The following is a 24,378-nucleotide window of genomic DNA, read 5'->3' as shown; positions in this document are numbered from 1 at the left end:
TTTAATATTAAAGTCTTAAAACTTCAATCAATTCAATCTAAATATTTAATTCCTTTAAATTTAATTCTCTTCTTTTGTGCTTCTTGACACAATCACGCTAACGCGTTTTTAATAGTGACACTTACCACATTCTAAACCACCCATTTGTGCGACTGTCAATTCCTCAACACCATACTTTTTAGAAAGTTCTTCGTGAATTTTAGTGTAATATTCGTTATCCTTAACTTTTACGTTAGTTTCTCTGTGACAGTTAATACACCATCCCATAGTTAATGGCTCATGCTGATACATAATTTCCATTTCTTCAACAGGACCATGACACGTTTGACACTCAATACCACCTACTTCTACGTGCTGTGAGTGATTAAAGTAAGCAAAGTCTGGTAAGTTATGAATACGAATCCATTTTACAGGTTTTGCTTCACCAGTATAACCTGTACCATCCCAACCAACAGCATCGTATAATTTTTGAATTTCTTTATTGTAATCTACTCCGTATTCATTCATACCTTCTGCATGAGTATCAGCAGACACTTCTGAAATTGACTTATGACAATTCATACATACATTCAACGAAGGAATACCAGAGGTTTTACTCACTCTAGCAGAAGAGTGACAAAACTTACAATCGATGCCATTATCTCCAGCATGAATTCTATGTGAGTAGTGAATTGGCTGTACTGGTTCGTAACCTTGATCTACACCCACTTGCATAAAGAAGCCATACACAAAGTAACCAGCTGCTAGTAAAAATACGATTGCAGTAACTAATACCAAAAATTGGTTTTGAGCAAAAGCTTTCCATAACGGTGTGCTTTTTTCACGCTCTGCCACAACAGCGATATCTTTAGCTTCAGCAAAACGATTTAATGTACGATTTACTAAGACAAGTGCAACAGCTAACAATCCGAATAATAAAGCAAGTGCTCCAAGAATTATGTCGTTAGATATTCCGCCTGATTGAACAGGAGCTCCCTCAACACTACCTTCCACAACAACAGGCTCTGGTTTTGGTTCAGCCGTATACGCTAAAATATCAGAAATATCTTGATCACTTAATTGTGGGAACGGTGTCATTGGAACGTTGTTCCATTCTGCAAATACTTTGTTAGCATACGAATCACCAGAACTAATTACACCTGCACTATTTCTAATCCATGCTTGAAGCCAATCTCGACCTAAACCTTGCTCATCCATTAAACGGGCTTCAACACCACGTAAAGCCGGACCCGTAAGTGGCTTATCTAATCTATGACAAGCTGCACAATTAGTGTTATACAGTGATTTCCCTTTTACTGGGTCACCTTCTTGAGCCGCAAGGGCTGTTGAAAAAGAAAGCAATAGAACAAGACAAAGATTAAACATCTTCGAGGTTAAACTACAGTAAATCACCTGTTTCATATTATAAGTTGGATTATCTTCTAAACTTTGGTACGATTTTTTCATTAAAAATAGTAAAAAAAGACGTTATAAAAACTCTGGCAAAAGTAACATTTAAAGTCGATTTTGAAAATCTTAGAGAAGTGTTAATAGATAATTTATACTTATTCTAAATAACATTTTTAGAATTTTTTATGCGAATATTCGTTACTTATATATCGAGCGCTTGAAGCGCAATTGATTACAATTAAAATGTCAATAAAAAATAATTGTACATGTTAATTTGAATGCTTTACCTTTGCCATAATAATTTGAACTTATGAAAATAAAAAATAAAAATTTAGCACTATTAGCTTTAGGTTTAGGCCTAACATTTTCGTTACACGCACAACAAGGGGTTGTTAATATCAGTCAAGATAGTGATATAGATAAGCTACTTGAATTTAAAAAAGATGTAAAAACCTCAAAGGTTTATAAAATTCAAGTGTACCAAAGTAACGACATTGATAAGGCGCAGCGCGAGAAAACAAACTTCTTAAACACCTATAACGAATGGCCTACAGAAATTATCTGGAACACTCCAAACTACAAGGTATGGGTAGGGAATTTCGCCACTAGACTTGAAGCGGATCGCGCGTTAGTTAAAATTAAAGAAAACTATATGTATGCTAACATACTTCAACCAAAAACAGATTAAAAACGCATTTCATTTTATCCCATAAAAAAAACCGACAATTGATTGTCGGTTTTTTTATTTCTATCAGTTTTTAAAGTTGCTATTTCAACTTTTTCTTTACTTCTACTTCTTGGAATGCTTCTATAACATCACCTACAGCGATGTCGTTATAGCCTTTAATTTGCATACCACAATCATATCCTTTAGATACTTCCTTAACATCATCTTTAAAGCGTTTTAGAGCTTCTAACGATCCTGTGTGAACTACAACACCATCTCTAATGATGCGGATACCAGAATTTCTAAAGATCTTACCATTCATTACCATACAACCAGCAATGTTACCAACTTTAGAGACTTTAAATATTTCTCTAATTTCTGCAGTACCTGTAACTTCCTCTTTAACTTCTGGAGATAACATACCTTCCATAGCGTCTTTAAGATCGTTTATCGCTGCATAGATAATTGAGTATGTTCTGATATCGATTTCCTCTTTATCTGCAATCATTCTTGCATTTCCTACAGGACGCACATTAAAGCCGACGATAATCGCATCAGACGCTGTTGCTAACAACACATCACTTTCTGTAATGGCACCAACTCCTTTATGTATAATATTAACTTGAATTTCTTCAGTAGATAACTTCTGGAATGAATCTGTTAAAGCTTCAACAGAACCATCAACATCACCTTTAAGAATAATATTTAATTCTTGGAAATCACCAAGTGCAATACGTCTTCCAATTTCATCAAGTGTGATATGACGTTGTGTTCTTACAGATTGCTCTCGTTGTAACTGCGTACGTTTTGTAGCAATTTGTTTCGCTTCTCTTTCATCTTCAAAGACATTGAACTTATCACCTGCCTGTGGCGCACCATCTAAACCTAGAATTGATACAGGAGTTGCTGGACCAGCTTCTTCAACATCGTTACCCCGTTCATCTTGCATGGCTTTAACTTTACCACTATTCTTACCTGCTAAAACATAATCACCAACGCGCAATGTACCTGCTTGTACTAAGATTGTTGACACATATCCTCTACCTTTATCTAAGTAAGCTTCTACTACAGTACCACTAGCAATCTTATTAGGATTCGCTTTAAGCTCTAACAATTCTGCTTCTAGCAATACTTTTTCTAATAATTCTTTAACACCAGTTCCCATTTTAGCAGAAATATCGTGAGATTGAATTTTACCTCCCCAATCCTCTACTAAGAGATTCATTTGTGCTAATTGTTCTTTCACTTTTTCAGGATTAGCACCTGGCTTATCTATTTTGTTAATTGCAAATACAATTGGTACTCCTGCTGCTTGCGCATGAGAAATAGCTTCTTTTGTTTGAGGCATTATAGCATCATCTGCTGCAACAACAATAATAGCGATATCAGTTACCTGAGCACCACGTGCACGCATTGCCGTAAAGGCTTCGTGACCTGGTGTATCTAAGAAGGCTATTTTTTGCCCGTTTTCTAATTGTACTCCATAAGCACCAATGTGCTGTGTAATACCACCAGACTCACCTGCAATTACATTTTCTTTACGTATATAATCTAAAAGCGATGTTTTACCATGATCTACGTGACCCATAACGGTAACGATAGGAGCTCTTTCTATTAAATCTTTTGGATCATCTTCAACAACCTTTATTGATTCTTCGATATCTGCTTTGATAAATTCAACATCGAAACCAAATTCTTCTGCAACAATGGTTAAGGTTTCTGCATCTAATCTTTGGTTCATGGTTACCATCATACCTAAAGACATACACGCTGAAATAACTTGTGTTACTCCAACTTCCATCATTGTAGCCATTTCACTTACAGTTACAAACTCAGTAACCTTTAATGTTTTACTTTCTGCTGCTGCAATTTCTTGATCGATTTCCGTTTGTTGACGGTGTTGATCTCTTTTATCTCTACGGTATTTTGCTCCTTTACCTTTATTTGATTTTCCTTGAAGCTTTTCTAAAGTTTCGCGGATTTGCTTTTGTACATCTTCTTCACTAGGTTCTTCTTTAACCACTTTAGGTCTAGAATTTCCTCGACCTTTTTGACCACCTCTTTTATTATCAAACCTTGATTTATTTGAGGTATCATTTCCAGTTTTACTAATTCTACGTCGTTTACGTTTATTAGAATCACCTGTACTTTTTGCCTTATCGTCTTTCTTCTTTTTAGGCTTGTTAAATTGAGATAAATCAATTTTTTTACCTGTAATATTTGGTCCAGAAAGCTTTTTATACTGCGTCTTTAACGTTTCTTCTGCAGGCCCTGTAGATGTTTTTTCTTCTTCTTTTTTAGGGGCTTCTTTTTTAGAATCAACTTTAGGTTCTGACTTTTCTACATCTTTAGCCTTAACCTCCTTTTCAACTGTTTTAGCCTCTACTGGTTTTTCAACTTTCTCAGCTTTTTCAACCTTTTCAACCTTTTCAGTCTTTTCAGTCTTTTCTACCTTCTTAGGCTCCTCTTTAGGTTTTTCAGTTGATTTCTCAGGCTTTTCAGCTTTAGGCGTTGCCTTAGTTGCTTTAGGAGCTTCCTTAGTTTCAGGAATTTCAGAATCTTCCTTTTCTTCAGCTTTAGCTTTCTTATCTAAGTCAATTTTACCAACTTGTTTTGGGCCACTTAACTCAGCTTTAGCTTTAACCACTGATTCTCGTTCAGCTTTTTGCTTTTGCTTTTCTTCAATTTCGCGTTCTCTCTGTTCGCGAAGCTCTTCTTTTTCTTTAAGTTTTGCTTCACTTACTTCTTGAGCTTTTTCACGTTTTGATGCATCTGTCTGAAATTCATCAGAAAGCGTGTTATAAACCTCTGCCGAAATTTTAGTATTAGGACTTTTCTCAATTTCGATGCCTTTGGATTCTAAAAAATCCACAGCACGATCTATTGAGATGTTTAATTCCCTTAATACTTTGTTTAATCTTGTTGTTTGAGCCATAAACTGCTTTAAAATACTTAAATATATTATATATTAATTTTAAATTAAAATTAATATGAAATCAATTCAACTTAAAATGAATTTATGCTATTCATTTTAAAGTTAATTTGATGTTATTCTTCAAATTCTTCTCTTAGAATTCTAATGACATCTAAGATCGTTTCCTCTTCTAAATCCGTACGCTTCACTAAATCATCTACATCTTGCTCTAAAATGCTTTTTGCAGTATCTAATCCAGCTTTACTAAATTCAGAAATTACCCAATCTTCAATTTCATCAGAGAACTCTTTTAATTCTACATCTTCTTCTGCACCTTCTCTAAATACGTCTATTTCGTAACCTGTTAACTGACCTGCTAAACGTATGTTGTGACCACCTCTACCAATAGCTTTAGAAACCTCTTCTGGTTTTAGCAACACTTCTGCACGCATATTTTCTTCATCTAATTTTAAAGATGTTACTCTTGCAGGACTTAATGCTCTTGTTACAAAAAGTTGAATGTTATTAGTATAATTAATAACATCAATATTTTCATTTCCTAATTCACGAACAATACCGTGAATTCTAGATCCTTTCATACCAACACATGCTCCTACCGGATCAATTCTATCATCATAAGAATCTACAGCTACTTTAGCTTTTTCACCAGGAATACGCACTACTTTTTTAACCGTAATTAAACCATCGAATACTTCTGGTATTTCTTGTTCAAATAATTTCTCAAGAAATATAGGGGCGGTTCTAGACATTATAATTGCCGGCTTACTTCCTTTTAATTCAACACTTTCAATAATTCCTCTTACATTTTCTCCTTTTCTAAAGAAATCTGAAGGAATTTGTTTGTCTTTTGGAAGTATAATTTCATTGCCATCGTCATCTAACAAAATAATTGCTCTGTGACGAATATGATGTACTTCTGCGGTATAAATTTCACCTTCAAGTTCTTTAAAGTGCTTGTAGATGTTAGTATTATCGTGTTCGTGAATCTTAGAAATTAAGTTCTGTCTTAAAGCAAGAATAGAACGTCTTCCAAGATCAATTAACTTTACTTCTTCTGCAACGTCTTCACCAACTTCAAAATCTGGTTCTATTTTCTGAGCTTCTGATAAAGCGATTTCTTGGTTAGGTTCTTCTACTTCACCATCTGCAACAACGATACGGTTTCTCCAGATTTCTAAATCCCCTTTATCAGGATTAATAATGATATCAAAGTTATCGTCATCACCATACTTCTTCTTCAATGCATTACGTAATACATCCTCAAGAATCGCCATTAGCGTAACTCTATCTATTAATTTGTCGTCTTTAAATTCTGAAAATGACTCAATTAACGCTACATTTTCCATAATTGATATGAATTAAAATTTTATTTTAACTTTTGCTTCTTTAATATTATCGAAAGCAATAGTTGCTATTTTAGTTACTGTTACTTTTCCCTTTCCAACGGGTTTTGGCTCTCTTGCTTTCCAGTTTAAAACCACACCGTTTTCGTTTACCTCTGTGAGTTCTCCAGTTAATTCTTGATGATCTAAAGTCTTAACCTCTAAACTTCTGCCCACATGTTTATTGTACTGTCTTGGCAAAATTAATGGAGTTGCTGCACCAGATGACAAAACTTCTAGAGAAAAATCGTGTTCTTCTCTATCGATATTGTGTTCAATGGCTCTACTTACAAACATACAGTCCTCTACCAAAACACCATTATCACCATCTATGACTATTTTTATAGCATTATCTCCAGACAAGGTAAAGTCTATTAAGAATAGATCTTCTCTTTCCGTTAAAGCCGTTTGTAATAAGTCTTCTACTATTTTCTTAAACATTTCTTGATATAAAAAGAGAGGACTTTTCGTCCTCTCGCTTATTCATTTTTAGTAAATAACGGTGCAAATATACGATATTTATATTAATTAACCCAAGCGATGTAATATGGATTTATTTTCTTAAATTTAGAAAGACTATCTCTAACCAATAAATACAATAAATATGAATAGAATATTAGTACCAACAGATTTTTCAGAGCAAGCAGAAAATGCTTTAAAAGTAGCTGCTATGCTTGCTAGAACTCATAATTCTGAAATTTATTTATTGCATATGATGGAAATTCCAATGCAACATAAAGATCCTGCTCATGCTCAAAGCGACATTCCAGAAACTTTATTTTTTATGAATTTGGCCCGAAAAAGGTTTGAAAATCTAATGGCACAAGACTATTTAGAAAATATTACAGTTCATGAAACGGTTAAGGCAGACATAACGTTTAATGAAATTAATGATTCTTGTAAAGAGTTTAATATAGATTTAATTGTTATGGGTTCTCATGGAGCTACAGGTCTTAAAGAAATGTTTGTAGGTTCTAATGCTGAAAAAGTGGTACGCTCTTCTGAAGTACCAGTATTAGTCATAAAAAATGAACATCAAAGCTTTAAAGTCTCAGACTTTGTATTTGCTTCGGACTTTAATAACGACAATAAAGAGACCTATAAACAAGCTGTAAAATTTGCACAAGCATTCGATTCTAAAATCCATTTAGTTTTGGTAATTACATCTAGCAACTTTATGACGTCTTATGAAGCAAAGACAAGAGTTACTGATTTTATTTCCGGAGAAGCGTTTGATAACTACACCATTACTATACATAATGACCATACTGTAGAACAAGGTATTTTAAATATCTCTAAAGATTTAGATGCCGATTTAATTGGTATTAGTACACATGGCAGACAAGGTATTGCGCATTTCTTTAATGGTAGCATTAGTGAAGATTTAGTAAATCATGCCAAACGACCAGTGATTACGTTTAAGATATAAAATAGAGTTAAGAATCAAGACCGCTTCGCTTTTAGAATCTAGACTCGCTTTAAAATCATAAGAAAGAGAGGTTTGCAACCTTCAGTAAATGAAAAAACCCCAATCAAAACTGATTAGGATTTTTTTCTTTTGTTAGTCTACTAAGGTTTTACTTCGACTAGGCTCAGCATAAACTCCTCAACCTAAAAAAACCTTGCTAAAACAAAAAATCCTAACTCATTTCTGAATTAGGATTTAAATTTTGGTTGGCCTACTAGGTTTCGAACCTAGACTCTTCTGTACCAAAAACAGATGTGTTAGCCAGTTACACCATAGGCCAATCTCTCAAATTGAGGGTGCAAATTTAATACAAAGTTTTACTTTGACAAATAAAAATGAGAAAATAATTTAAAATACTTAACGTTAACTTAAAAATGTAGGCTTTTAGGTATTAATTAGTAAATTCGCGAGCATTAAAAAGCTAAGTTTTCATGAAAGATTTTAACTTTAAAAAGTGGAACAACATCCTAGGATGGTCTGTTTTTACCGTTGCTGTAGTCGTATACGGACTTACTATAGAACCAACCGTTAGTTTTTGGGACGCTGGTGAGTATATTTTAACCTCATCTAAATTACAAGTTGGTCACCCGCCTGGAGCTCCTTTATTTCAAATGCTAGGAGCATTTTTCTCAACTTTTGCTTTAGAACCTTCACAAATCGGAGCCATTATGAACATGATGAGTGGTGTGGCAAGTGCATTCACCATTCTATTTATGTTTTGGACTATTAGCCTTTTGCTTGTAAAATTAACCAAGTATAATGAAGACAAAGATACCAGTAAAGCCTATGCTATTTTAGGAAGTGCTTTAGTTGGTAGTTTAGCATTTACGTTTACAGATTCGTTTTGGTTTAATGCAGTAGAAACGGAAGTGTATGCCATGGCGACACTTATTATGGCTGTTTTGTTCTTTTTAGGCTTACGTTGGGAACGCGATATGAATGAGCCACGAGGTAACCGTTGGTTAATCCTCATTGCTTTTGTTATTGGCTTATCTTTTGGTGTTCACTTTATGGGATTATTAACCATTCCTGCGATTGGACTCCTTTATTATTTTAAAAACTATAAAACAATTACGGTAAAGAACTTTATCATAGCAAATATTGCTTCAGCCGCAATTTTACTTTTTATTTTCAAATTACTTTTACCGTCAACCTTAGAGTTGTTTGGTAATTTAGAAGTGTTTTTTGTAAACTCAATAGGTCTTCCATTTAACTCTGGTACAATTATTACTGGCATAATGGTGATTGCCTTATTTTATTTCGGACTTAACTACACGCGAAAAAAAGACATGAAACACACCAACACCTTAGTGTTATGTCTTATGTTTATTTTTATTGGGTTTTCGTCTTGGATGATGCTTCCTATTCGTGCCAATGCTAATGTCGTTATTAACGAAAATAACCCTTCGGATGCTAGAGAGCTTTTAGCTTATTACAACTTAGAACAATATCCTGAAACACACTTATTTTATGGGCCATTTTTTACAGAAGTGTATTCTGGTGCAGATAAAGACGAGCCTTTTATAGATGACAAAAAGAATTATGAGCGTGATTATGAAACCGGGAAATATGTAATTATAAACGATTGGGAAAAGAGTAAACAGAACTACAACCACGAACATGCGTCTATATTACCGAGAATGTGGAGCGCTGATCATGCTGAAAACTACATGATGTTTACAGGTTTAATTGATTTTAAAGTAAACCCGAACCTACAAACCCGTGCGTATAACGAAGCGATGAACGCTGGATTAACAGAAGAACAAGCTGCGCAATATGCACTTGGTGAAAAACAACAATTCGATCAGTTAGTTAACGATTTTAAAATGCGTGTTGCTAATGGTGAAATAGATTATAATGGTTATAATCAATTCTTAAGACAATACGGACAACAGTATTTAATTATTGAAAAACCGACCTTCATGGATAATATTATGTACATGTTTCAATACCAATTTGGTTACATGTATTGGCGTTATTTTATGTGGAATTTCACAGGGCGACAAGATGATATTCAGGGACGTTACACGCACAAAAATGGAAATTGGATTTCTGGTATAAATGTTATAGACGAACTTCATTTAGGTGTGTCTCAAGACAATCTGCCAACAGATGTTCTTGAAAACAAAGCCAGAAACACGTATTACTTCTTACCTTTAATACTAGGTTTAGTTGGTTTCTTTTTCTTAATGTATTCCGATTTAAAACGGTTTTGGGTGTTACTCGTGTTCTTTTTACTGACCGGTTTAGCCATTCAGTTTTATACTAACGTAAGACCATTTGAACCAAGAGAACGAGATTATTCCGTTGTAGGGTCATTCTATGTGTTTTCCATTTGGATTGGCTTTGGAGTATACGCCATTTATGATCTATTAAAGTCGCGATTAACAACTAAATTTTTAGCACCTGCTATTACAGTGGCTTGTATTATTATTGTACCTGGTGTTTTAGCTGCAAATAATTGGGATGACCATGATCGTTCTGGTAAATACACTACCGAATCTATGGCACGCAAATATTTAGAGTCTTGTGCTCCTAACGCTATTCTGTTTACTATTGGAGATAATGACACCTTCCCGCTTTGGTACTTACAAGAAATTGAAGGCGTGCGCACAGACGTTCGGGTGGTAAATACCAGTTTATTTCAAACGGATTGGTACATTGACCAAATGAAGCGTAAGGCATATGAAAGTGACCCTATTCCGTCTCAGTTAACGCACAATCAATATCGCGGAGGCACAAGAGATGTGATTATTAGACGAGAAATCACTAATGACACAATCCCTATTAAAGATTTTATGGATTTTGTCTCGAGTGAAGAAGCACGTACAAAATTTAAGTTCATTGTCGAAAGACAAGGAGATGATCCAAGTCAATACCCTAAACATTTATTGAATTCTAATTATTTCCCATCGCGCAATATTAGTATTCCTGTAAATAAAGACGTGGTTTTAGAGAAAGGTATTGTTAAACCAAAAGATGCCGATAAAATAGAAGACTACCTATTCACTCAAATTGAAGGCAGCTATCTTTATAAAAATCGCCTGTTAATGTTAGACATTATTGCTAATAATAATTGGGAACGTCCTATTTATTTTACAGGAGGAGCGTTTGGTGCAGAAGATTATATTTGGCTAAAAGACTATTTACAACTCGACGGTATGTGCTACAAGCTCGTACCTATTAAAACGCCTGTAGATAAAGCTAACCCTTATGATATGGGACGTGTCGATTCTGATTTAATGTACGACATGGTAAAAAACTGGAAATGGGGAGGCAGTGGAGAAGAGATGTACTACGACATTGAAACGCGACGAAATGGTATTACCTATAGAGGAAATTTAGCACGCTTAATTGAAGCTCTAATCAATGAAGATAAATTAAGCGAAGCTGAAGAAATAGCTGATATCGCCATGGAAAAAATGCCGGTAGATAAGTTTGGTTTCTATTCCTTATTAGAGCCTTATGTAAGCGCATATTACCAAATAGGAAATGTTGAAAAAGGACGCGCTTTATATAAAGATGTCGCTAAGAAATACCAAGAAAACTTAGTGTATTATAGTGGTTTATCAATAGAAAACCAAGAACGTATGGTCGGTGAAGATATTTACTTAGACATACAACGTTACAGAGCTTTAATTGATATATTAATCATATACAATGACGAAGAGTTCGCCTTACAAGAAACAAAGACCTTTAATAGTTATTTAAGCTTGTTTGATAAACTTATGAGTCGTTATAATGACGAGGAGTTACCAGAAATTCCAGCTGATTTAGACCTTCAAGAAACTACAAAGGACACGATAGATTTATTAGCTCCAGAAAATTAGTATGCAGATTATTCCAGCTAAAACACCAGGCTTTGTTAAAACATTGTTCCCAAATTTTATCTGGAATATCGCTACTAAAAACAAAGAACTCTATTTAACTTTTGATGATGGTCCAACTCCAGAAATTACAGATTGGGTACTTGCAACCTTAAAAGCTTACAATGCAAAAGCTACCTTTTTTTGTATAGGAAACAATATTGAAAAACACCCAGAGATTTTTCAGAATATTATTACTGAAGGTCATACTGTTGGCAACCACACCTACAACCACTTAAAAGGCTGGAAACATAAAACAAAGGATTACCTTGATGATGTCATCAAAACTCAAAAATTAATAAATTCCAGAATCCAAAATTATCACACTGAGCAGAGTCAAAGTGTCTATGGAAACAATTCTAATTTAAAAATGTTCCGCCCACCTTACGGGAAGTTTAAAACTAAGCAGAGCAAACAACTTCAAAACTTAGGTTACAACATTATTTTATGGGATGTTTTGTCTTACGATTGGGATGTATCAGTTACTGAAGCAACCTGTCTTAAAAATGTCCTTTCAGCGGCTAAAGAAGGCAGTATTATTGTATTTCATGATAGTGTAAAAGCATCACGAAACTTAAAATATGCACTTCCTAAAGTTTTAGAGTATTATAGTGAAAGCGGTTTTGAGTTTAAAACATTGTCGTCCGTTTAGAGACATAAGACCGCTTCGCTTATAGAATCAAGAAAAAAGACTTAATTGTAACTAGCTGATAAGAAACTCAGAAAAATACAAAATACTATTATCCGTAGGATGAGATTCCTGCTTTCGCAGAAATTTTAAACGTACTCTTGAATAATACCAATTAACGTATTAGCATCTTGTTCTCCACTATGACGCCATTTCATTTCACCATTTTTGTAGATGATTAAGGTTGGTAAACCCTTCACGCGCAAAGCCTCTGCAAGTTCCTTATTTTTTTCTACATCAATTTTAATCACTTTTGCTTTATCGCCTAAAGCAGCCGCAACATCTCTAAGTATAGGATGCATTGCTGTAGATTGATTGTCTTTTTCCGTATAAAAATCCAGAAGCACTGGAATTTCAACATCTATTAATTCCCCAAATTTTGACATACGTTATTGTTTTAGTCAAATGTATAAGTAGTTAAATTTGTAAATACTAAAAATAGTAATTCATTACCAATTAGATACTCATATCATAAAAATAAGCAATTCTTTACAATTACACACTTTTCGCCCCCTTTTTGAGTTCAATCACTGTGATTTCTGGCCAAATACCAACACGACCTGGATAGCCTAAATAGCCAAAACCTCTATTGACATTGATATGCTGATCTAACTCCGTATAAATACCTGCCCATTGCTTGTATCTCCATTTTGCAGGACTCCATTTTATCCAACCCGGAATTTCAATCCCAAATTGCATACCATGTGTGTGCCCACTCAACGTTAAATGATAGTGATACGGATCATTCAGCACTTTTGCTTCCCAATGGCTTGGATCGTGTGTCATTAATATTTTAAAATCATCAGCTTCTATAGCTGCAGAAGCCTTTTCTAAATCTCCAGCTTTTTTAAATCCTCCTTTTCCCCAATTTTCAACACCAACTAAAGCTAATCGTTGGCCATCTTTTTCTAAATAACGACTTTCATTTAGCAATAAATCGAAACCTATATCGCTTTGAATCGTTTTTAAATCTTCAAGATTTTTTGCTTTGTCTTCAGACGATTGCCAGTCGACATAATCTCCATAATCATGATTTCCTAAAACAGAAAACTTACCATCTTTCGCTTTCAATCGTCCAAAGGTATCCATCCATGGCAACATTTCTGAAGCCTTATTATTCACCATATCACCTGTAAATAATAATACATCAGACGCTTGTTCGTTTATTAAATCTACAGCGTATTCAATCTTTTCACGATTATCAAAACTACCCGAATGTATATCACTAATTTGAGTTATTCTATAACCATCAAAGGCTTCAGGTAAATCTTCAAAATGTAAAGTATAATTAAGAACTCTAAAATCGTATTTCCCTTTAAACATACCATAAAGCAATGAAGACAACGGTATTGCCGCAACACCCAAAGCTAATTGACTTATAAATTTTCGGCGCGATGGTAAATAAAATGTATCATTTTTAGTCACAAATTTATCGTACAGACTAATAATGCCTCTAATAATATCTTCACCAATTAAAAATGGCAACAAGACCAAGTTAAAAGCCATAAATGCCAATATAAACCCAAAGGCAAAACTTTTTGCCGTTGTTAAAACACGACCTTCACTTGCTGTTGTAAACTGAAAGATAAAATTACCCACAACAACAATGGCTATAATAAAAAATACGTAGTACACCCAAGTTTGTTTGGTTACTGTTCTTATAGCTTGAAAACCATAAATGGTAACTATGATAAATAAAATGGCAAATAGTATCCAGCGAATCATGTTGTGTCTTTGAGTTTACAAATTTAAAGTTAATAACGAGCCACTTATCTTATTAAAGTGTTAAAGCTTGAGCATAATATCGTATCAATTGTTATCAATTATTACCAATAAGTAGTTCCTAATATATCGTCAAAAACCCGAAAACAAGTTATACGTAGGTCATAATTGTGGCAAAGAAACTGATGAAAGTTCCAGAATGGCACTCGGATTATCATTTACAGGTAAAAAGTTCGATTTTTGTGGATGAAAGTCCAATAATTTAACAATAATCTATTAGATTTATCAGCTTATTAAAACTTGAAACGCTTAACAAAACAATAATCTCTACCAGCTATAACTAAACAAATTATGAATGAACAAAAATCCTATCGTTCCTCATTTATTTTACTAACCACCTTATTCTTCCTTTGGGGCTTTATAACAGTTTTGGTCGATTCTTTAATTCCGCGACTTAGAGAACTATTTACGTTGTCTTACTTTCAAGCCGGAATGGTACAATTTGCCTTCTTTGGTATGGCTATAAAAACGGTCGGAAGAATGTTGCCATTGCGAATTAAAAAATGATAGTCATAAAACGATTTTATTAACTAGAGTTCTTTCATTATTCCTAGAATCGCATCATTTATATGCATTACTCTTTTGGTAAGTACATATAGATTATTAAGGAGATTGACATTATCAAAATTATATAGCACATCATGAAACGTAGAAAATTTATAAAAGCAGCATCTTTAACTGGAGTAGGTTTCGCCGTAGGAAATTCATTGACTAGTTGTGATGAATCCGTTTCTGAAAAAGCAACGGAACAACAAAAGAAAGCTCTCAATGACTTGTTTGGATTACCATTAGTTGTTGCGACTTGGCATGTTAAAAATGCAACAGCAAAAGCTATGGCCGTTTTACAAGCTGGTGGAAATGCTTTAGATGCCGTAGAACAAGGCTGTAGAATTGAAGAAGCCAACGAAAAAGGACAATCAGTTGGAAAAGGAGGCTTACCTGATAGAGATGGAAATGTCACATTAGATGCGTGTATTATGAATAAACATGGTGATTGCGGTTCGGTAGTTTATCTTCAAAATATTACACATGCTGTTTCTGTGGCTAGAAAAGTGATGGAAGACACTCCACATGTTATGCTCGCTGGTGAAGGTGCCAAACAATTTGCTATTTCAAAAGGGTTTCAACCCGAAGATTTATTAACCGACGCTTCAAAAAAAGCTTGGGAGAAATGGAAAGTTGAAGCCAAATATAAACCCATTATAAACATAGAAAACCACGACACTATAGGAATGCTCGCCATTGATAAAAATGGTGATATTTCTGGGGCGTGTACAACGAGTGGCTTAGCATATAAACTTGGAGGACGTGTGGGTGATTCTCCAATTATAGGATCAGGATTATTTGTAGATAACGAAGTTGGTGGTTGTGTTGCTACGGGTTTAGGTGAAGAAGTGGTGAAAACAGTGGGTAGTTTTTTAGTAGTAGAACTTATGCGCCAAGGCAAAACACCTCAGCAAGCTTGCGAAGAAGCCATTGGTAGAATTGTAAACAAACCCAATAGTAATTATAAGAATTTTCAGGTTGGTTATGTTGCGGTTAATAAAAGAGGGGAAACTGGCTGCTACTCCATTCATCAGTGGTTTAGCATGACTAAATTTCAGGATGGTAGCAATGAGCAAATTCAATCCGATTATTATAATAAAGCTTAAAACCACTTAATAGTCAAGCGCGCCAATTTTTCTTTCATATTAGTATAAGGAGGAAACAATAGTTCAGTGACACCAAAGGTATGTTGTTTCATAACAGCACGTTCATTACTAAACGCTTTAAAACCGTAAAATCCATGGCTCTTGCCTATACCACTATTATTAACACCTCCAAACGGTAAATTATGATTGGCATAATGTAACACACTATTATTAATGCAAGTTCCTCCTGCTCTAGTAGAATTTAAAATCTTATTCGTGTTAGATTTACTTTTACTATAAATATAAAGTGCTAGTGGGCGTGGTTTCGAATTAATATAAGTAATAGCCATATCTAAGCTCTCATACGTAACGATGGGTAAAATAGGTCCAAAAATTTCTTCTTCTAAGACTATAGCTTCAGGTTTTAAATCGGAAATTATAGTCGGTTCAATATATTTTGAAGCGCTATCCGTTTGCCCACCAACCTCAATTGTAGCCTGTAGTGACTTTGCGTTATCAAGATAAGCACTTAAACGTTCAAAGTGTTTGTCGGTGACTATTTTACCATAAGAATCTGATGACTTTGCTTGATCATTATAAAATGTTTGCAACCATTTTTTACAAGATGTAATAAATTCTGCTTTTACACTGTCATCAATTAAAACATAGTCTGGTGACACACATATTTGCCCACAGTTCAAAAATTTTGCCCACATTATTTTTTTTGCTGCCTTATCAATGTTTGCCGTTTTATCTACAATGGTTGGCGACTTACCTCCTAGTTCTAACGTAACAGAAGCTAAATGTTTAGAAGCGGCTTCCATAACAATTTTACCAACCTTGGGCGAACCTGTAAAAAAGATATGATTGAAAGGGAGTTTTAATAATTGGGTAGAGACCTCAACGTCACCTTGTAATACAGCAACTTCATCTTCAGCAAATATGTCAGAAACAATCTTAGCCATTAGATCTGCTGAATTTGGTGTCATCTCAGAAGGTTTAATAATAGCCGTATTCCCAGCTGCAATAGCTGAAATTAATGGCCCAAAGGTGAGATTAAACGGAAAATTCCAAGGTGATATAATTAAACAAACACCTTTAGGTTCATATGTTATATAGGAGCTAGAACCTAATAACGATAGCGGTGTTTCTACATTTTGCTTGCGCATCCATTGATGTAAATGTTTCTTGGTATACTTTAGGTCGCCAATAATAGCATAGATTTCTGTAAGTTCTGTTTCTACAACTGGTTTCCCTAAATCTTTTTGTAAGGCTTCTTGAATCTGAGTTCTATAGGTAACCTCAATGGCTTTCTGAAGTTTGTTCAAGGTATTCAACCGTTCTTTATAACTACGATTGCCTATTGCAAATTGATTTAAGCTTTGTTTTGAAAACAAGTCATAATATGGGTTGTTACTAAATTCAGTCATAATAATTATCTGTTTACAGGTACTTGAAGCACATTTAATGCATTTCGTCGACAAAACTGTTTTTTTTATCCAAAGCACTCCAACGTTCAACATAAAACACAACGTATTTAAAGGGCTACCGACGCATATTGTGTAGTTCGTCGATATTTTTTACTGCCATTTACCACTTAACAGTTTATCGACATCCTTCATCTAAAAATTTTAACCACACGAGATATGTTGTGTTTCTTTGACTCGAAGTTAAAACAAATATAACGTCTTACGATTATGAAAAACGGTTTATTCATCTTATTATTTTTAACCATGTCTTTAGCAAGTTTTGCACAACAAGACGTAACCGTTAACAATGAGACTGAAGTTATTGAAACTTCTAAAGATGCAAAATCTGAAACTACTGATGCTGTTATTTCTTCTAAAATTAAAGCTAAGGTTTTAAGAATGAATCGTAAAAAGAATACTGAAATCATCAGTATCAAAACATTTAGAAAAAGTCTTCAAATTAGAGTTAAGACTAAAAAGCTTTGTTAAGACACGATAAAAAATGCTATTAACCATATATAATGCTATTAACCATATATTGTTAAAAAAAGCCGAAACGCAAGTTTCGGCTTTTTTGTTTTTAGTTTGAAACGGTATCGCAACCACTTTAATTTTTCAAATTTTAAAACCTTAGTAATATAATTCTGCATAATTAAATACTTCGATAAGCACTTACCCGTTATTATTTAGAATGAGAAAATATCACGTACAAAATAAACTCCGTAAGCACTGCTTCTTAAATTTGAATTCTTTTTAAGCCTTTAATAACATCGTGTAGATTGTTTAAGTTTTGATCCATTCATATCATGACTATTGATTCGTTTTCAAAACAATTCATAATAGAGGTCAAAATTAAATTCAGTTATACTAAGGTGGTATTTACGGGCCCTTCAGGCATAATTTATGCATTTCGCCGACAAAACTCAACCAGAAGTGTTTTTTATCTTACAAAAAACAACACTCAGCTTAAACCCCAACACATTTAAAGGGCTACCGACGAAAATTATGTAGTTCAACGATATTTTTTACTATCATTTACCACTTAACAGTTTATCGATAGGCTTCATCTAAAAATTTCATCTACACTAGAAATGTTGTGTTTCTTTGACCCGAAATTAAAACAGTATAGCGTCTCACGATTATGAAAAAAGGTTTATTCATCTTATTATTTTTAACCATGTCTTTAGCAAGTTTTGCACAACAAGACATAACCGTTAACAATGAGACAGAAGTTATTGAGACGTCTAAAGATGTAAAGGCTGAATCTACTGATGCTACTATTACTTCTGAAATTAAAGCTAAGGTTTTAAGAATGAATCGTAAAAAGAATACTGAAATCATCAGTATTAAAACATTTAGAAAAAGTCTTCAAATCAGAGTTAAGACTAAAAAGCTTTGTTAAAACAATAAAAGATTACCCGCTATTAACCATATATAAAAAAAGCCGAAACGCAAGTTTCGGCTTTTAGTTGTTATAGAAGTGCCTAATAATTAATCGGCATAATTCAATTCACCATTTGCTTCTTTTTCCTTAAATTTCTTAACCAAATCTAAGGCATCAGGTATTACATCACTACACAATACAATTAGTGACCCCTTTACCGCATTTTTCACCGCATAGGTAATCGCTTCTTTTTCCGATGGAATTATGGTCGTCTTTTTATTAGGATCTCTTTTCTTAATGCCATCATCGAGCATCTTAATTAATTCCTGCTCAGTTTTACCTCTTAAGCGTTTGTCTTGTCTAATAATAATTTCATCAAACATATCAGCAGCAATCGCTCCCATTTCGTTATTATCTTCTACACGACGGTCTCCAATACCTGCAATAATTCCCACTTTTACAGTTGCTTCAAGTTCATTAGTAAAATTCTGAAGTGCTCTCATTCCTGCAGGATTATGAGCATAATCTAACAAAATAGAAAAGTCTTTAAACTTAAATAAATTTAAACGACCTGGTGTTTGTGATGCCGAAGGAATAAAAGTTTCCAAACCAGCTTTCATATCTTCAATACTCATACCTTGCACATGCGCACCTAAAATGGCAGCCAATACATTCTGAATCATGAATTTTGCCTTTCCACCATAAGTCAATGGAATATTTTCAGCTTTCATTAAGCGCATTTTCCATTCCCCTCTACAAATGGTTACATAGCCATTTTCATAAATAGCCGTAATACCATTGAGACGTTGTAAAGCTTTTATTCTCGGATTATTTTCGTCCATAGAGAACAAAGCAACATTACAGTTTACAGAGCGTCTCATGTCGTAAGCCAAATCATCATCGGCATTTAAAATGGCATAACCATCTGGCAATACCGTTTCTGGCACAACTCCTTTTACACGCGCTAATTGCTCTATCGTATGAATCCCTTTTAAACCTAAATGATCTGCAGCAACATTTGTCACAATAGCCACATCACATTTTTTAAATCCTAATCCAGCGCGCAACAAGCCTCCTCGTGCACATTCTAAAACAGCAAAGTTTACTGTTGGATCTTTAAGCACAAATTCTGCACTTGCAGGACCTGTACAATCACCTGTCATTAACAAACGGTTCTGAATATAAACTCCATCACTTGTGGTGTAACCTACGCGATAACCATTCATTTTGGCAATATGAGCCATTAGTCGAGAGGTAGTCGTTTTTCCGTTAGTTCCTGTAATAGCGATAATCGGAATACGTCCTGTATCTCCTTTTTGTGGAAATAATTTATCAATTACTGGTGCTGCCACATTACGAGGCAATCCTGTTGTTGGCGCTAAATGCATTCTAAATCCTGGACCTGCATTGACTTCTAAAACCGCTCCTCCAGTTTCGGATAAGGGTTGAGAAATATCCGTGGTCATAATATCAATACCACAAATATCTAAATCTATAATTTTTGAAATGCGCTCCGCCATACTCACATTAGACGGATGAATAATGTCTGTAATATCCTCAGCTGTGCCACCTGTACTTAAGTTGGCTGTGTCTTTTAAAATGAGTCTTTCATCCTTGGGTAGAACGCTTTCTAAAGTATAACCAGCATCCTTTATAATAGTTTGCGTTAATTCGTTGGTGGTAATCTTGGTTAATACATTTTCATGTCCATAACCACGACGTGGATCACTATTCTCCTTATCGATTAATTCTTGCACTGTAGATTTGCCGTCACCAATAACATGCGCAGGCGTTCTTATGGCACCAGCTACTAACGTATTATTAATAACTAACAACCTATAATCTTCACCAACAATAAATTTTTCAACAATAATAGCTCCACTTTTAGAACTATCCTTGGCATGATGAAAAGCCACTAAGGCATCGTCATAACTTTGAATATCTACAGTAATACCACGACCATGATTGCCATCAATAGGTTTAATTACTAAGGGGTAACCAACATAACGACAAGCCTCTTTTAAACTACGCTCGCGACGAATAATATCGCCTTTTGGCACGTCAACTTCAGCTTGTTCTAGCAAATATTTAGTGTCCTCTTTATCACATGCTAATTCTACACCAATACTACTCGTTTCAGAAGTTACTGTGGCTTGAATTCGTTTTTGATTGGCTCCATAACCTAATTGACACAAGGAATATTTATTAAGACGAATCCATGGAATGCCACGTGCTTCGGCTTCTTCAACAATAGAACCTGTACTTGGTCCTAAACGTTCGGCTTCGCGTAATTCTCTCATTTCCTGAATATCATCAGTCATATCATAGTCTTCACCTGCAATAAGTGCTTCGCAGATTCTAACGGCAGATTTTGCTGCAAAACGACCTACCGATTCTTCCATATATGAAAACACCACACTATAAACTCCGTGTTCTCCATAACCTCTTGTACGTCCAAAGCCCGTATCCATTCCTGCCAAAGTCTGAATTTCTAGGGCAATATGCTCAATGATATGCCCCATCCAAGTACCATCATCAACACGCATAAAAAAACCACCTGCACAACCTTCAGAACAACGATGCGAATACATACTTGGAAACATGGCTTTTAAGCGCTCCGGAAACCCTTCAATTTTATTTGATGGTAACTCTTCCATTTCTTCAAGATCGAGAACCATCACTATTAATTTGTGTCGTCTTATTGACCAATAGTTAGGGCCTCGCATCGCATTAATTTCGCGTATTTTCATGTTCGTTGGTTTGTTTTAGTTATTGAAAGATTCTAATATAGCATTTTTCACTAAAAAAAATGCCTTATTTTTGCCCAATATTTTATGATGAAAATTATGCAGAAGATTAAAGGAACATTAATACCAATAGGAGGAAATGAAGATAAAGGTATTGAGGAAAGTGAAATTTACACTTTAGAATTTATTGACGAAGGGATATTATACCACGTTGTAAAAGAAGCTGGAGGAGTTAATGCAAAGATCGTTGTGGTGCCAACAGCATCAAGTATTCCGGTTGAAGTTGGTGAAAATTACTTGACTGCATTTGATACTTTAGGGTGTAAAAATGTTGACGTTTTAGATATTCGTTCTAAAGAAGATTCTGAAACCGAACAGGCTATTAACCTTATAAAAAACGCAGATTGTGTGATGTTTTCTGGTGGAGATCAGTCTAAAATCACAGATAAAATTGGTGGCACAACCCTACATAATATTTTAATAGAACGTTATAAAAATGACGCCGGATTTGTTATTGCTGGTACAAGTGCTGGAGCAATGTGCATGGCAAATGAAATGATTGCTGGAGGAAGTGCTTCTGAATCGTTTATTAAAGGTGCCGTAAATATGTATAACGGTTTAGGGTTGATTCCTGAATTGATTATAGACACGCATTTTATTCGTCGTGGTCGTTTTGGAAGACAATCTGAAGCCGTTGCTAAATTCCCTAATCTTATAGGGTTCGGATTGGCTGAAGATACGGGTATGATTATAAAAAATGGTAACGATTGTACGGTTATTGGTTCTGGAATGGTGATTGTTTTTGATGGCAGTAAACTGACGCATAACAATGAAAAGATACTTGAGGAAGGCACTCCTATGACAATGGCTAATCTTACGATTCATGTCCTTTCTAATGGTGATGAATACAATATTAAAACTCGAAAAGTGAAGGTGCTGCCTATTGAGGCTCCTTTTATCTAAAAAACCCCTTTGAAAAAAGGGATCTCATTACTGAATACTAGATTTTACTTTTTACTTGTGATTGCGTAATTAATCTTTGCGATTTAGCGTCTTCGCGTGAAATTATGACACTGAGTTGTACAGGGATTACACGGAGACTCTCAGTGAAAAACACCTAAACAATAAACAACTTTACAATAAACCTAACTTTGCGCCTTTGCGTGAAAATTACACAGAGATGCACAGAGGTTACGCGGAGAAACACAGAGAAAAGCATCTTAAGAACAAACAACTTTACAACAAACACACCTTAGCGTCTTTGCCCCTTCGCGTGAAAATATTACTGAATACTAGATTTTACTTTTTACTTGTGATTGCGTAATTAATATTTGCGATTTAGCGTCTTCGCGTGAAATTATGACACTGAGTTGTACAGGGATTACACGGAGACTCTCAGTGAAAAACACCTAAACAATAAACAACTTTACAATAAACCTAACTTTGCGTCTTTGCGTAAAAATTACACAGAGATGCACAGTGGTTACACGGAGAAACACAGAGAAAAGCATCTTAAGAACAAACAACTTTACAACAAACACACCTTAGCGTCTTTACCCCTTCCCGTGAAAATATTACTGAATACTAGATTTTACTTTTTACTTGTGATTGCGTAATTAATCTTTGCGACTTAGCGTCTTCGCGTGAAATTATGACACTGAGTTGTACAGAGATTACACGGAGACTCTCAGAGAAAAACACCTAAACAACAAACAACTTTACAATAAACCTAACTTTGCGTCTTTGCGTAAAAATTACACAGAGATGCACAGAGGTTACACGGTGAAACACAGAGAAAAGCATCTTAAGAACAAACAACTTTACAACAAACACACCTTAGCGTCTTTGCGCCTTTGCGTGAAAATTACACAGAGAAAACAACTTTACAACAAACAACTTACCGACTTCTCACTACCCATAAATAGCAACTTCCTCAATCCCATCCGAAGATTTCTGTCCACGATACATCCCTTCGGTATTAAAAGGCATCGCAATATTTCCTTTAGTATCTACAGCGATTAAGCCACCATCACCTCCGATTTCTAAAATACGTTTGTGAATCACTTCGTTAGAAGCGTCTTCCAAACTCATATTTTTATGCTCCATTAAACAAGCCACATCGTAAGCCACTACTCCGCGTATAAAAAACTCACCACTTCCTGTACAACTAATAGCACACGTTTTATTATTCGCATAATTTCCGGCACCAATCATAGGAGAATCTCCTACGCGTCCCCATTTTTTATTGGTCATACCACCTGTAGAGGTTGCTGCTGCTATATTACCATCTTGGTCACAAGCTACGGCTCCAACAGTTCCAAATTTGGAATCCTTTTTTGTTGAATGATCTAACTGAAAACTGTCGGTGTCTTTTATCTCTAACCATTGGTTGTGTCGAAACTCATCATAAAAATAAGAAGCATCCTCTAATGTATAATTGAGTTCTTTGGCAAATTGCATGGCTCCGTCTCCTGCTAAAAACACATGCTCGCTTTTTTCCATCACATCGCGTGCTAAGGATACCGGATTTTTAACGCCTGTTATTAAACTTACACCACCTGCATTTAAGGTTTTGCCATCCATAATAGACGCATCCATTTCGTGCGTTTCGGTGGCTGTAAATACAGAACCTTTTCCTGCATTGAATAAATGTGAATCTTCTAGTAATTTAACCGCTACCTCAACAGCTTCAACAGCTGTTTTTCCGTCTTCCAAAACCTTATACCCTGCATTCAAAGCTATTTGTAATGCTGATTTATATTGTGCTTCCAACTCAGCGGTCATCATGCCTTTGACTAAAGTACCTGCGCCGCCGTGTATGGCTATTGAGAATGTGTTCATGTTTAAAATTCTTAGGTTTCAAAGATACATCTTGGAATTGATAAAATAAGATGCTTTTCAAGTTTTAAAAACTAGAAAGGTCAAATAAGTTTTCGTAATTTGCAGGCTGTTGATTTTCTTAAATCAACC

General features: G+C 34.8%; 17 protein-coding genes, 1 tRNA gene and 1 pseudogene. 9 read left to right on the top strand and 10 right to left on the bottom strand.

From position 1 onward, the window contains the following. Nucleotides 1-108: 108 nt before the first annotated feature. Nucleotides 109-1,401: a cytochrome c3 family protein gene (locus K1X16_RS13590; RefSeq protein ID WP_225036817.1), complete on the bottom strand. Its 1,293-nt coding sequence runs from the start codon at nucleotides 1,399-1,401 to the stop codon at nucleotides 109-111. 298 nt (nucleotides 1,402-1,699) lie between these two features. Between K1X16_RS13590 and K1X16_RS13585 the strand changes: the two genes are divergently transcribed. Then, nucleotides 1,700-2,077 (top strand): SPOR domain-containing protein, encoded by a 378-nt coding sequence (locus tag K1X16_RS13585; RefSeq protein ID WP_195872430.1) that lies wholly within the window; start codon nucleotides 1,700-1,702, stop codon nucleotides 2,075-2,077. A gap of 79 nt (nucleotides 2,078-2,156) precedes the next feature. Here the strand turns inward: K1X16_RS13585 and infB are convergent, their stop codons facing one another. The 3 genes from infB to rimP form a co-directional block, all read right to left on the bottom strand. Next, nucleotides 2,157-4,991: a translation initiation factor IF-2 gene (gene infB / locus K1X16_RS13580; RefSeq protein ID WP_225036788.1), complete on the bottom strand. Its 2,835-nt coding sequence runs from the start codon at nucleotides 4,989-4,991 to the stop codon at nucleotides 2,157-2,159. A 113-nt stretch (nucleotides 4,992-5,104) separates the two neighbouring features. Beyond that, nucleotides 5,105-6,337 carry a transcription termination factor NusA gene (gene nusA, locus K1X16_RS13575; protein WP_195872428.1) on the bottom strand — a complete coding sequence of 411 codons (1,233 nt, stop codon included), beginning with the start codon at nucleotides 6,335-6,337 and terminating at the stop codon, nucleotides 5,105-5,107. Between the two features lie 12 nt (nucleotides 6,338-6,349). Continuing rightward, on the bottom strand, nucleotides 6,350-6,814 hold the full coding sequence (gene rimP, locus K1X16_RS13570) for a ribosome assembly cofactor RimP (RefSeq protein WP_195872427.1): 465 nt from the start codon (nucleotides 6,812-6,814) through the stop codon (nucleotides 6,350-6,352). Nucleotides 6,815-6,977: 163 nt separating this feature from the next. Here rimP and K1X16_RS13565 point away from each other — a divergent pair, with 163 nt between their 5' ends. Then, nucleotides 6,978-7,802, top strand: coding sequence for a universal stress protein (locus K1X16_RS13565; RefSeq protein WP_195872426.1), 825 nt, complete (start codon nucleotides 6,978-6,980; stop codon nucleotides 7,800-7,802). Between the two features lie 242 nt (nucleotides 7,803-8,044). On the opposite strand, the gene K1X16_RS13560 is transcribed toward K1X16_RS13565, so the two are convergent. Next, a tRNA-Gln gene (locus K1X16_RS13560) sits at nucleotides 8,045-8,121 on the bottom strand. Nucleotides 8,122-8,272: 151 nt separating this feature from the next. On the opposite strand from K1X16_RS13560, the gene K1X16_RS13555 reads away from it, so the two are divergent. Both K1X16_RS13555 and K1X16_RS13550 read left to right on the top strand, forming a co-directional pair. Further along, nucleotides 8,273-11,671, top strand: a complete 3,399-nt coding sequence (locus K1X16_RS13555) for a DUF2723 domain-containing protein (RefSeq protein ID WP_225036787.1) — start codon at nucleotides 8,273-8,275, stop codon at nucleotides 11,669-11,671. A gap of 1 nt (nucleotide 11,672) precedes the next feature. Beyond that, nucleotides 11,673-12,359, top strand: a complete 687-nt coding sequence (locus K1X16_RS13550; RefSeq protein ID WP_225036786.1) for a polysaccharide deacetylase family protein — start codon at nucleotides 11,673-11,675, stop codon at nucleotides 12,357-12,359. 125 nt (nucleotides 12,360-12,484) lie between these two features. Here the strand turns inward: K1X16_RS13550 and K1X16_RS13545 are convergent, their stop codons facing one another. Beyond that, nucleotides 12,485-12,781 carry a thioredoxin family protein gene (locus K1X16_RS13545; RefSeq protein ID WP_225036785.1) on the bottom strand — a complete coding sequence of 99 codons (297 nt, stop codon included), beginning with the start codon at nucleotides 12,779-12,781 and terminating at the stop codon, nucleotides 12,485-12,487. Between the two features lie 109 nt (nucleotides 12,782-12,890). Then, nucleotides 12,891-14,120, bottom strand: coding sequence for a metallophosphoesterase (locus K1X16_RS13540; protein WP_225036784.1), 1,230 nt, complete (start codon nucleotides 14,118-14,120; stop codon nucleotides 12,891-12,893). Nucleotides 14,121-14,468: 348 nt separating this feature from the next. Here K1X16_RS13540 and K1X16_RS13535 point away from each other — a divergent pair. Together K1X16_RS13535 and K1X16_RS13530 are read left to right on the top strand one after the other, a co-directional pair. Then, nucleotides 14,469-14,630 (top strand): annotated as a pseudogene (locus K1X16_RS13535) (glucose/galactose MFS transporter); the annotation flags it as partial. Between the two features lie 188 nt (nucleotides 14,631-14,818). Beyond that, on the top strand, nucleotides 14,819-15,829 hold the full coding sequence (locus K1X16_RS13530) for a N(4)-(beta-N-acetylglucosaminyl)-L-asparaginase (protein WP_225036783.1): 1,011 nt from the start codon (nucleotides 14,819-14,821) through the stop codon (nucleotides 15,827-15,829). Here the strand turns inward: K1X16_RS13530 and K1X16_RS13525 are convergent. Beyond that, nucleotides 15,826-17,238 (bottom strand): aldehyde dehydrogenase family protein, encoded by a 1,413-nt coding sequence (locus K1X16_RS13525; protein WP_225036782.1) that lies wholly within the window; start codon nucleotides 17,236-17,238, stop codon nucleotides 15,826-15,828. The two genes, K1X16_RS13530 and K1X16_RS13525, sit on opposite strands and share 4 nt — an antisense overlap. Nucleotides 17,239-17,505: 267 nt before the next feature. On the opposite strand from K1X16_RS13525, the gene K1X16_RS13520 reads away from it, so the two are divergent. Then, nucleotides 17,506-17,766 (top strand): hypothetical protein, encoded by a 261-nt coding sequence (locus K1X16_RS13520; protein WP_225036781.1) that lies wholly within the window; start codon nucleotides 17,506-17,508, stop codon nucleotides 17,764-17,766. Nucleotides 17,767-18,418: 652 nt separating this feature from the next. Beyond that, nucleotides 18,419-18,679 carry a hypothetical protein gene (locus tag K1X16_RS13515; RefSeq protein ID WP_225036780.1) on the top strand — a complete coding sequence of 87 codons (261 nt, stop codon included), beginning with the start codon at nucleotides 18,419-18,421 and terminating at the stop codon, nucleotides 18,677-18,679. Between the two features lie 89 nt (nucleotides 18,680-18,768). On the opposite strand, the gene cphA is transcribed toward K1X16_RS13515, so the two are convergent. Continuing rightward, nucleotides 18,769-21,411 carry a cyanophycin synthetase gene (gene cphA, locus K1X16_RS13510; RefSeq protein WP_225036779.1) on the bottom strand — a complete coding sequence of 881 codons (2,643 nt, stop codon included), beginning with the start codon at nucleotides 21,409-21,411 and terminating at the stop codon, nucleotides 18,769-18,771. Nucleotides 21,412-21,507: 96 nt separating this feature from the next. Between cphA and K1X16_RS13505 the strand changes: the two genes are divergently transcribed. After that, on the top strand, nucleotides 21,508-22,371 hold the full coding sequence (locus K1X16_RS13505; RefSeq protein ID WP_225036778.1) for a cyanophycinase: 864 nt from the start codon (nucleotides 21,508-21,510) through the stop codon (nucleotides 22,369-22,371). Nucleotides 22,372-23,319: 948 nt separating this feature from the next. Here K1X16_RS13505 and K1X16_RS13500 read toward each other — a convergent pair. After that, a complete protein-coding gene (locus K1X16_RS13500) occupies nucleotides 23,320-24,249 on the bottom strand; it encodes an isoaspartyl peptidase/L-asparaginase family protein (protein WP_225036777.1) in 930 nt (309 codons plus the stop codon). Nucleotides 24,250-24,378 lie beyond the last annotated feature (129 nt).

Source organism: Winogradskyella sp. SM1960 (assembly GCF_020179375.1).
Lineage (GTDB): Bacteria > Bacteroidota > Bacteroidia > Flavobacteriales > Flavobacteriaceae > Winogradskyella > Winogradskyella marina.
Note: the sequence above shows the minus strand (reverse complement) of the source record. Positions and strands in the feature narration are given on the sequence as shown.

What these genes read in the sequence shown, in the direction of transcription:
- K1X16_RS13590 (WP_225036817.1), bottom strand. Translation starts at nt 1,401, where the DNA reads ATGAAACAGGTGATTTACTGTAGTTTAACCTCGAAGATGTTTAATCTT.
- K1X16_RS13585 (WP_195872430.1), top strand. Translation starts at nt 1,700, where the DNA reads ATGAAAATAAAAAATAAAAATTTAGCACTATTAGCTTTAGGTTTAGGC.
- infB (WP_225036788.1), bottom strand. Translation starts at nt 4,991, where the DNA reads ATGGCTCAAACAACAAGATTAAACAAAGTATTAAGGGAATTAAACATC.
- nusA (WP_195872428.1), bottom strand. Translation starts at nt 6,337, where the DNA reads ATGGAAAATGTAGCGTTAATTGAGTCATTTTCAGAATTTAAAGACGAC.
- rimP (WP_195872427.1), bottom strand. Translation starts at nt 6,814, where the DNA reads ATGTTTAAGAAAATAGTAGAAGACTTATTACAAACGGCTTTAACGGAA.
- K1X16_RS13565 (WP_195872426.1), top strand. Translation starts at nt 6,978, where the DNA reads ATGAATAGAATATTAGTACCAACAGATTTTTCAGAGCAAGCAGAAAAT.
- K1X16_RS13555 (WP_225036787.1), top strand. Translation starts at nt 8,273, where the DNA reads ATGAAAGATTTTAACTTTAAAAAGTGGAACAACATCCTAGGATGGTCT.
- K1X16_RS13550 (WP_225036786.1), top strand. Translation starts at nt 11,673, where the DNA reads ATGCAGATTATTCCAGCTAAAACACCAGGCTTTGTTAAAACATTGTTC.
- K1X16_RS13545 (WP_225036785.1), bottom strand. Translation starts at nt 12,781, where the DNA reads ATGTCAAAATTTGGGGAATTAATAGATGTTGAAATTCCAGTGCTTCTG.
- K1X16_RS13540 (WP_225036784.1), bottom strand. Translation starts at nt 14,120, where the DNA reads ATGATTCGCTGGATACTATTTGCCATTTTATTTATCATAGTTACCATT.
- K1X16_RS13530 (WP_225036783.1), top strand. Translation starts at nt 14,819, where the DNA reads ATGAAACGTAGAAAATTTATAAAAGCAGCATCTTTAACTGGAGTAGGT.
- K1X16_RS13525 (WP_225036782.1), bottom strand. Translation starts at nt 17,238, where the DNA reads ATGACTGAATTTAGTAACAACCCATATTATGACTTGTTTTCAAAACAA.
- K1X16_RS13520 (WP_225036781.1), top strand. Translation starts at nt 17,506, where the DNA reads ATGAAAAACGGTTTATTCATCTTATTATTTTTAACCATGTCTTTAGCA.
- K1X16_RS13515 (WP_225036780.1), top strand. Translation starts at nt 18,419, where the DNA reads ATGAAAAAAGGTTTATTCATCTTATTATTTTTAACCATGTCTTTAGCA.
- cphA (WP_225036779.1), bottom strand. Translation starts at nt 21,411, where the DNA reads ATGAAAATACGCGAAATTAATGCGATGCGAGGCCCTAACTATTGGTCA.
- K1X16_RS13505 (WP_225036778.1), top strand. Translation starts at nt 21,508, where the DNA reads ATGCAGAAGATTAAAGGAACATTAATACCAATAGGAGGAAATGAAGAT.
- K1X16_RS13500 (WP_225036777.1), bottom strand. Translation starts at nt 24,249, where the DNA reads ATGAACACATTCTCAATAGCCATACACGGCGGCGCAGGTACTTTAGTC.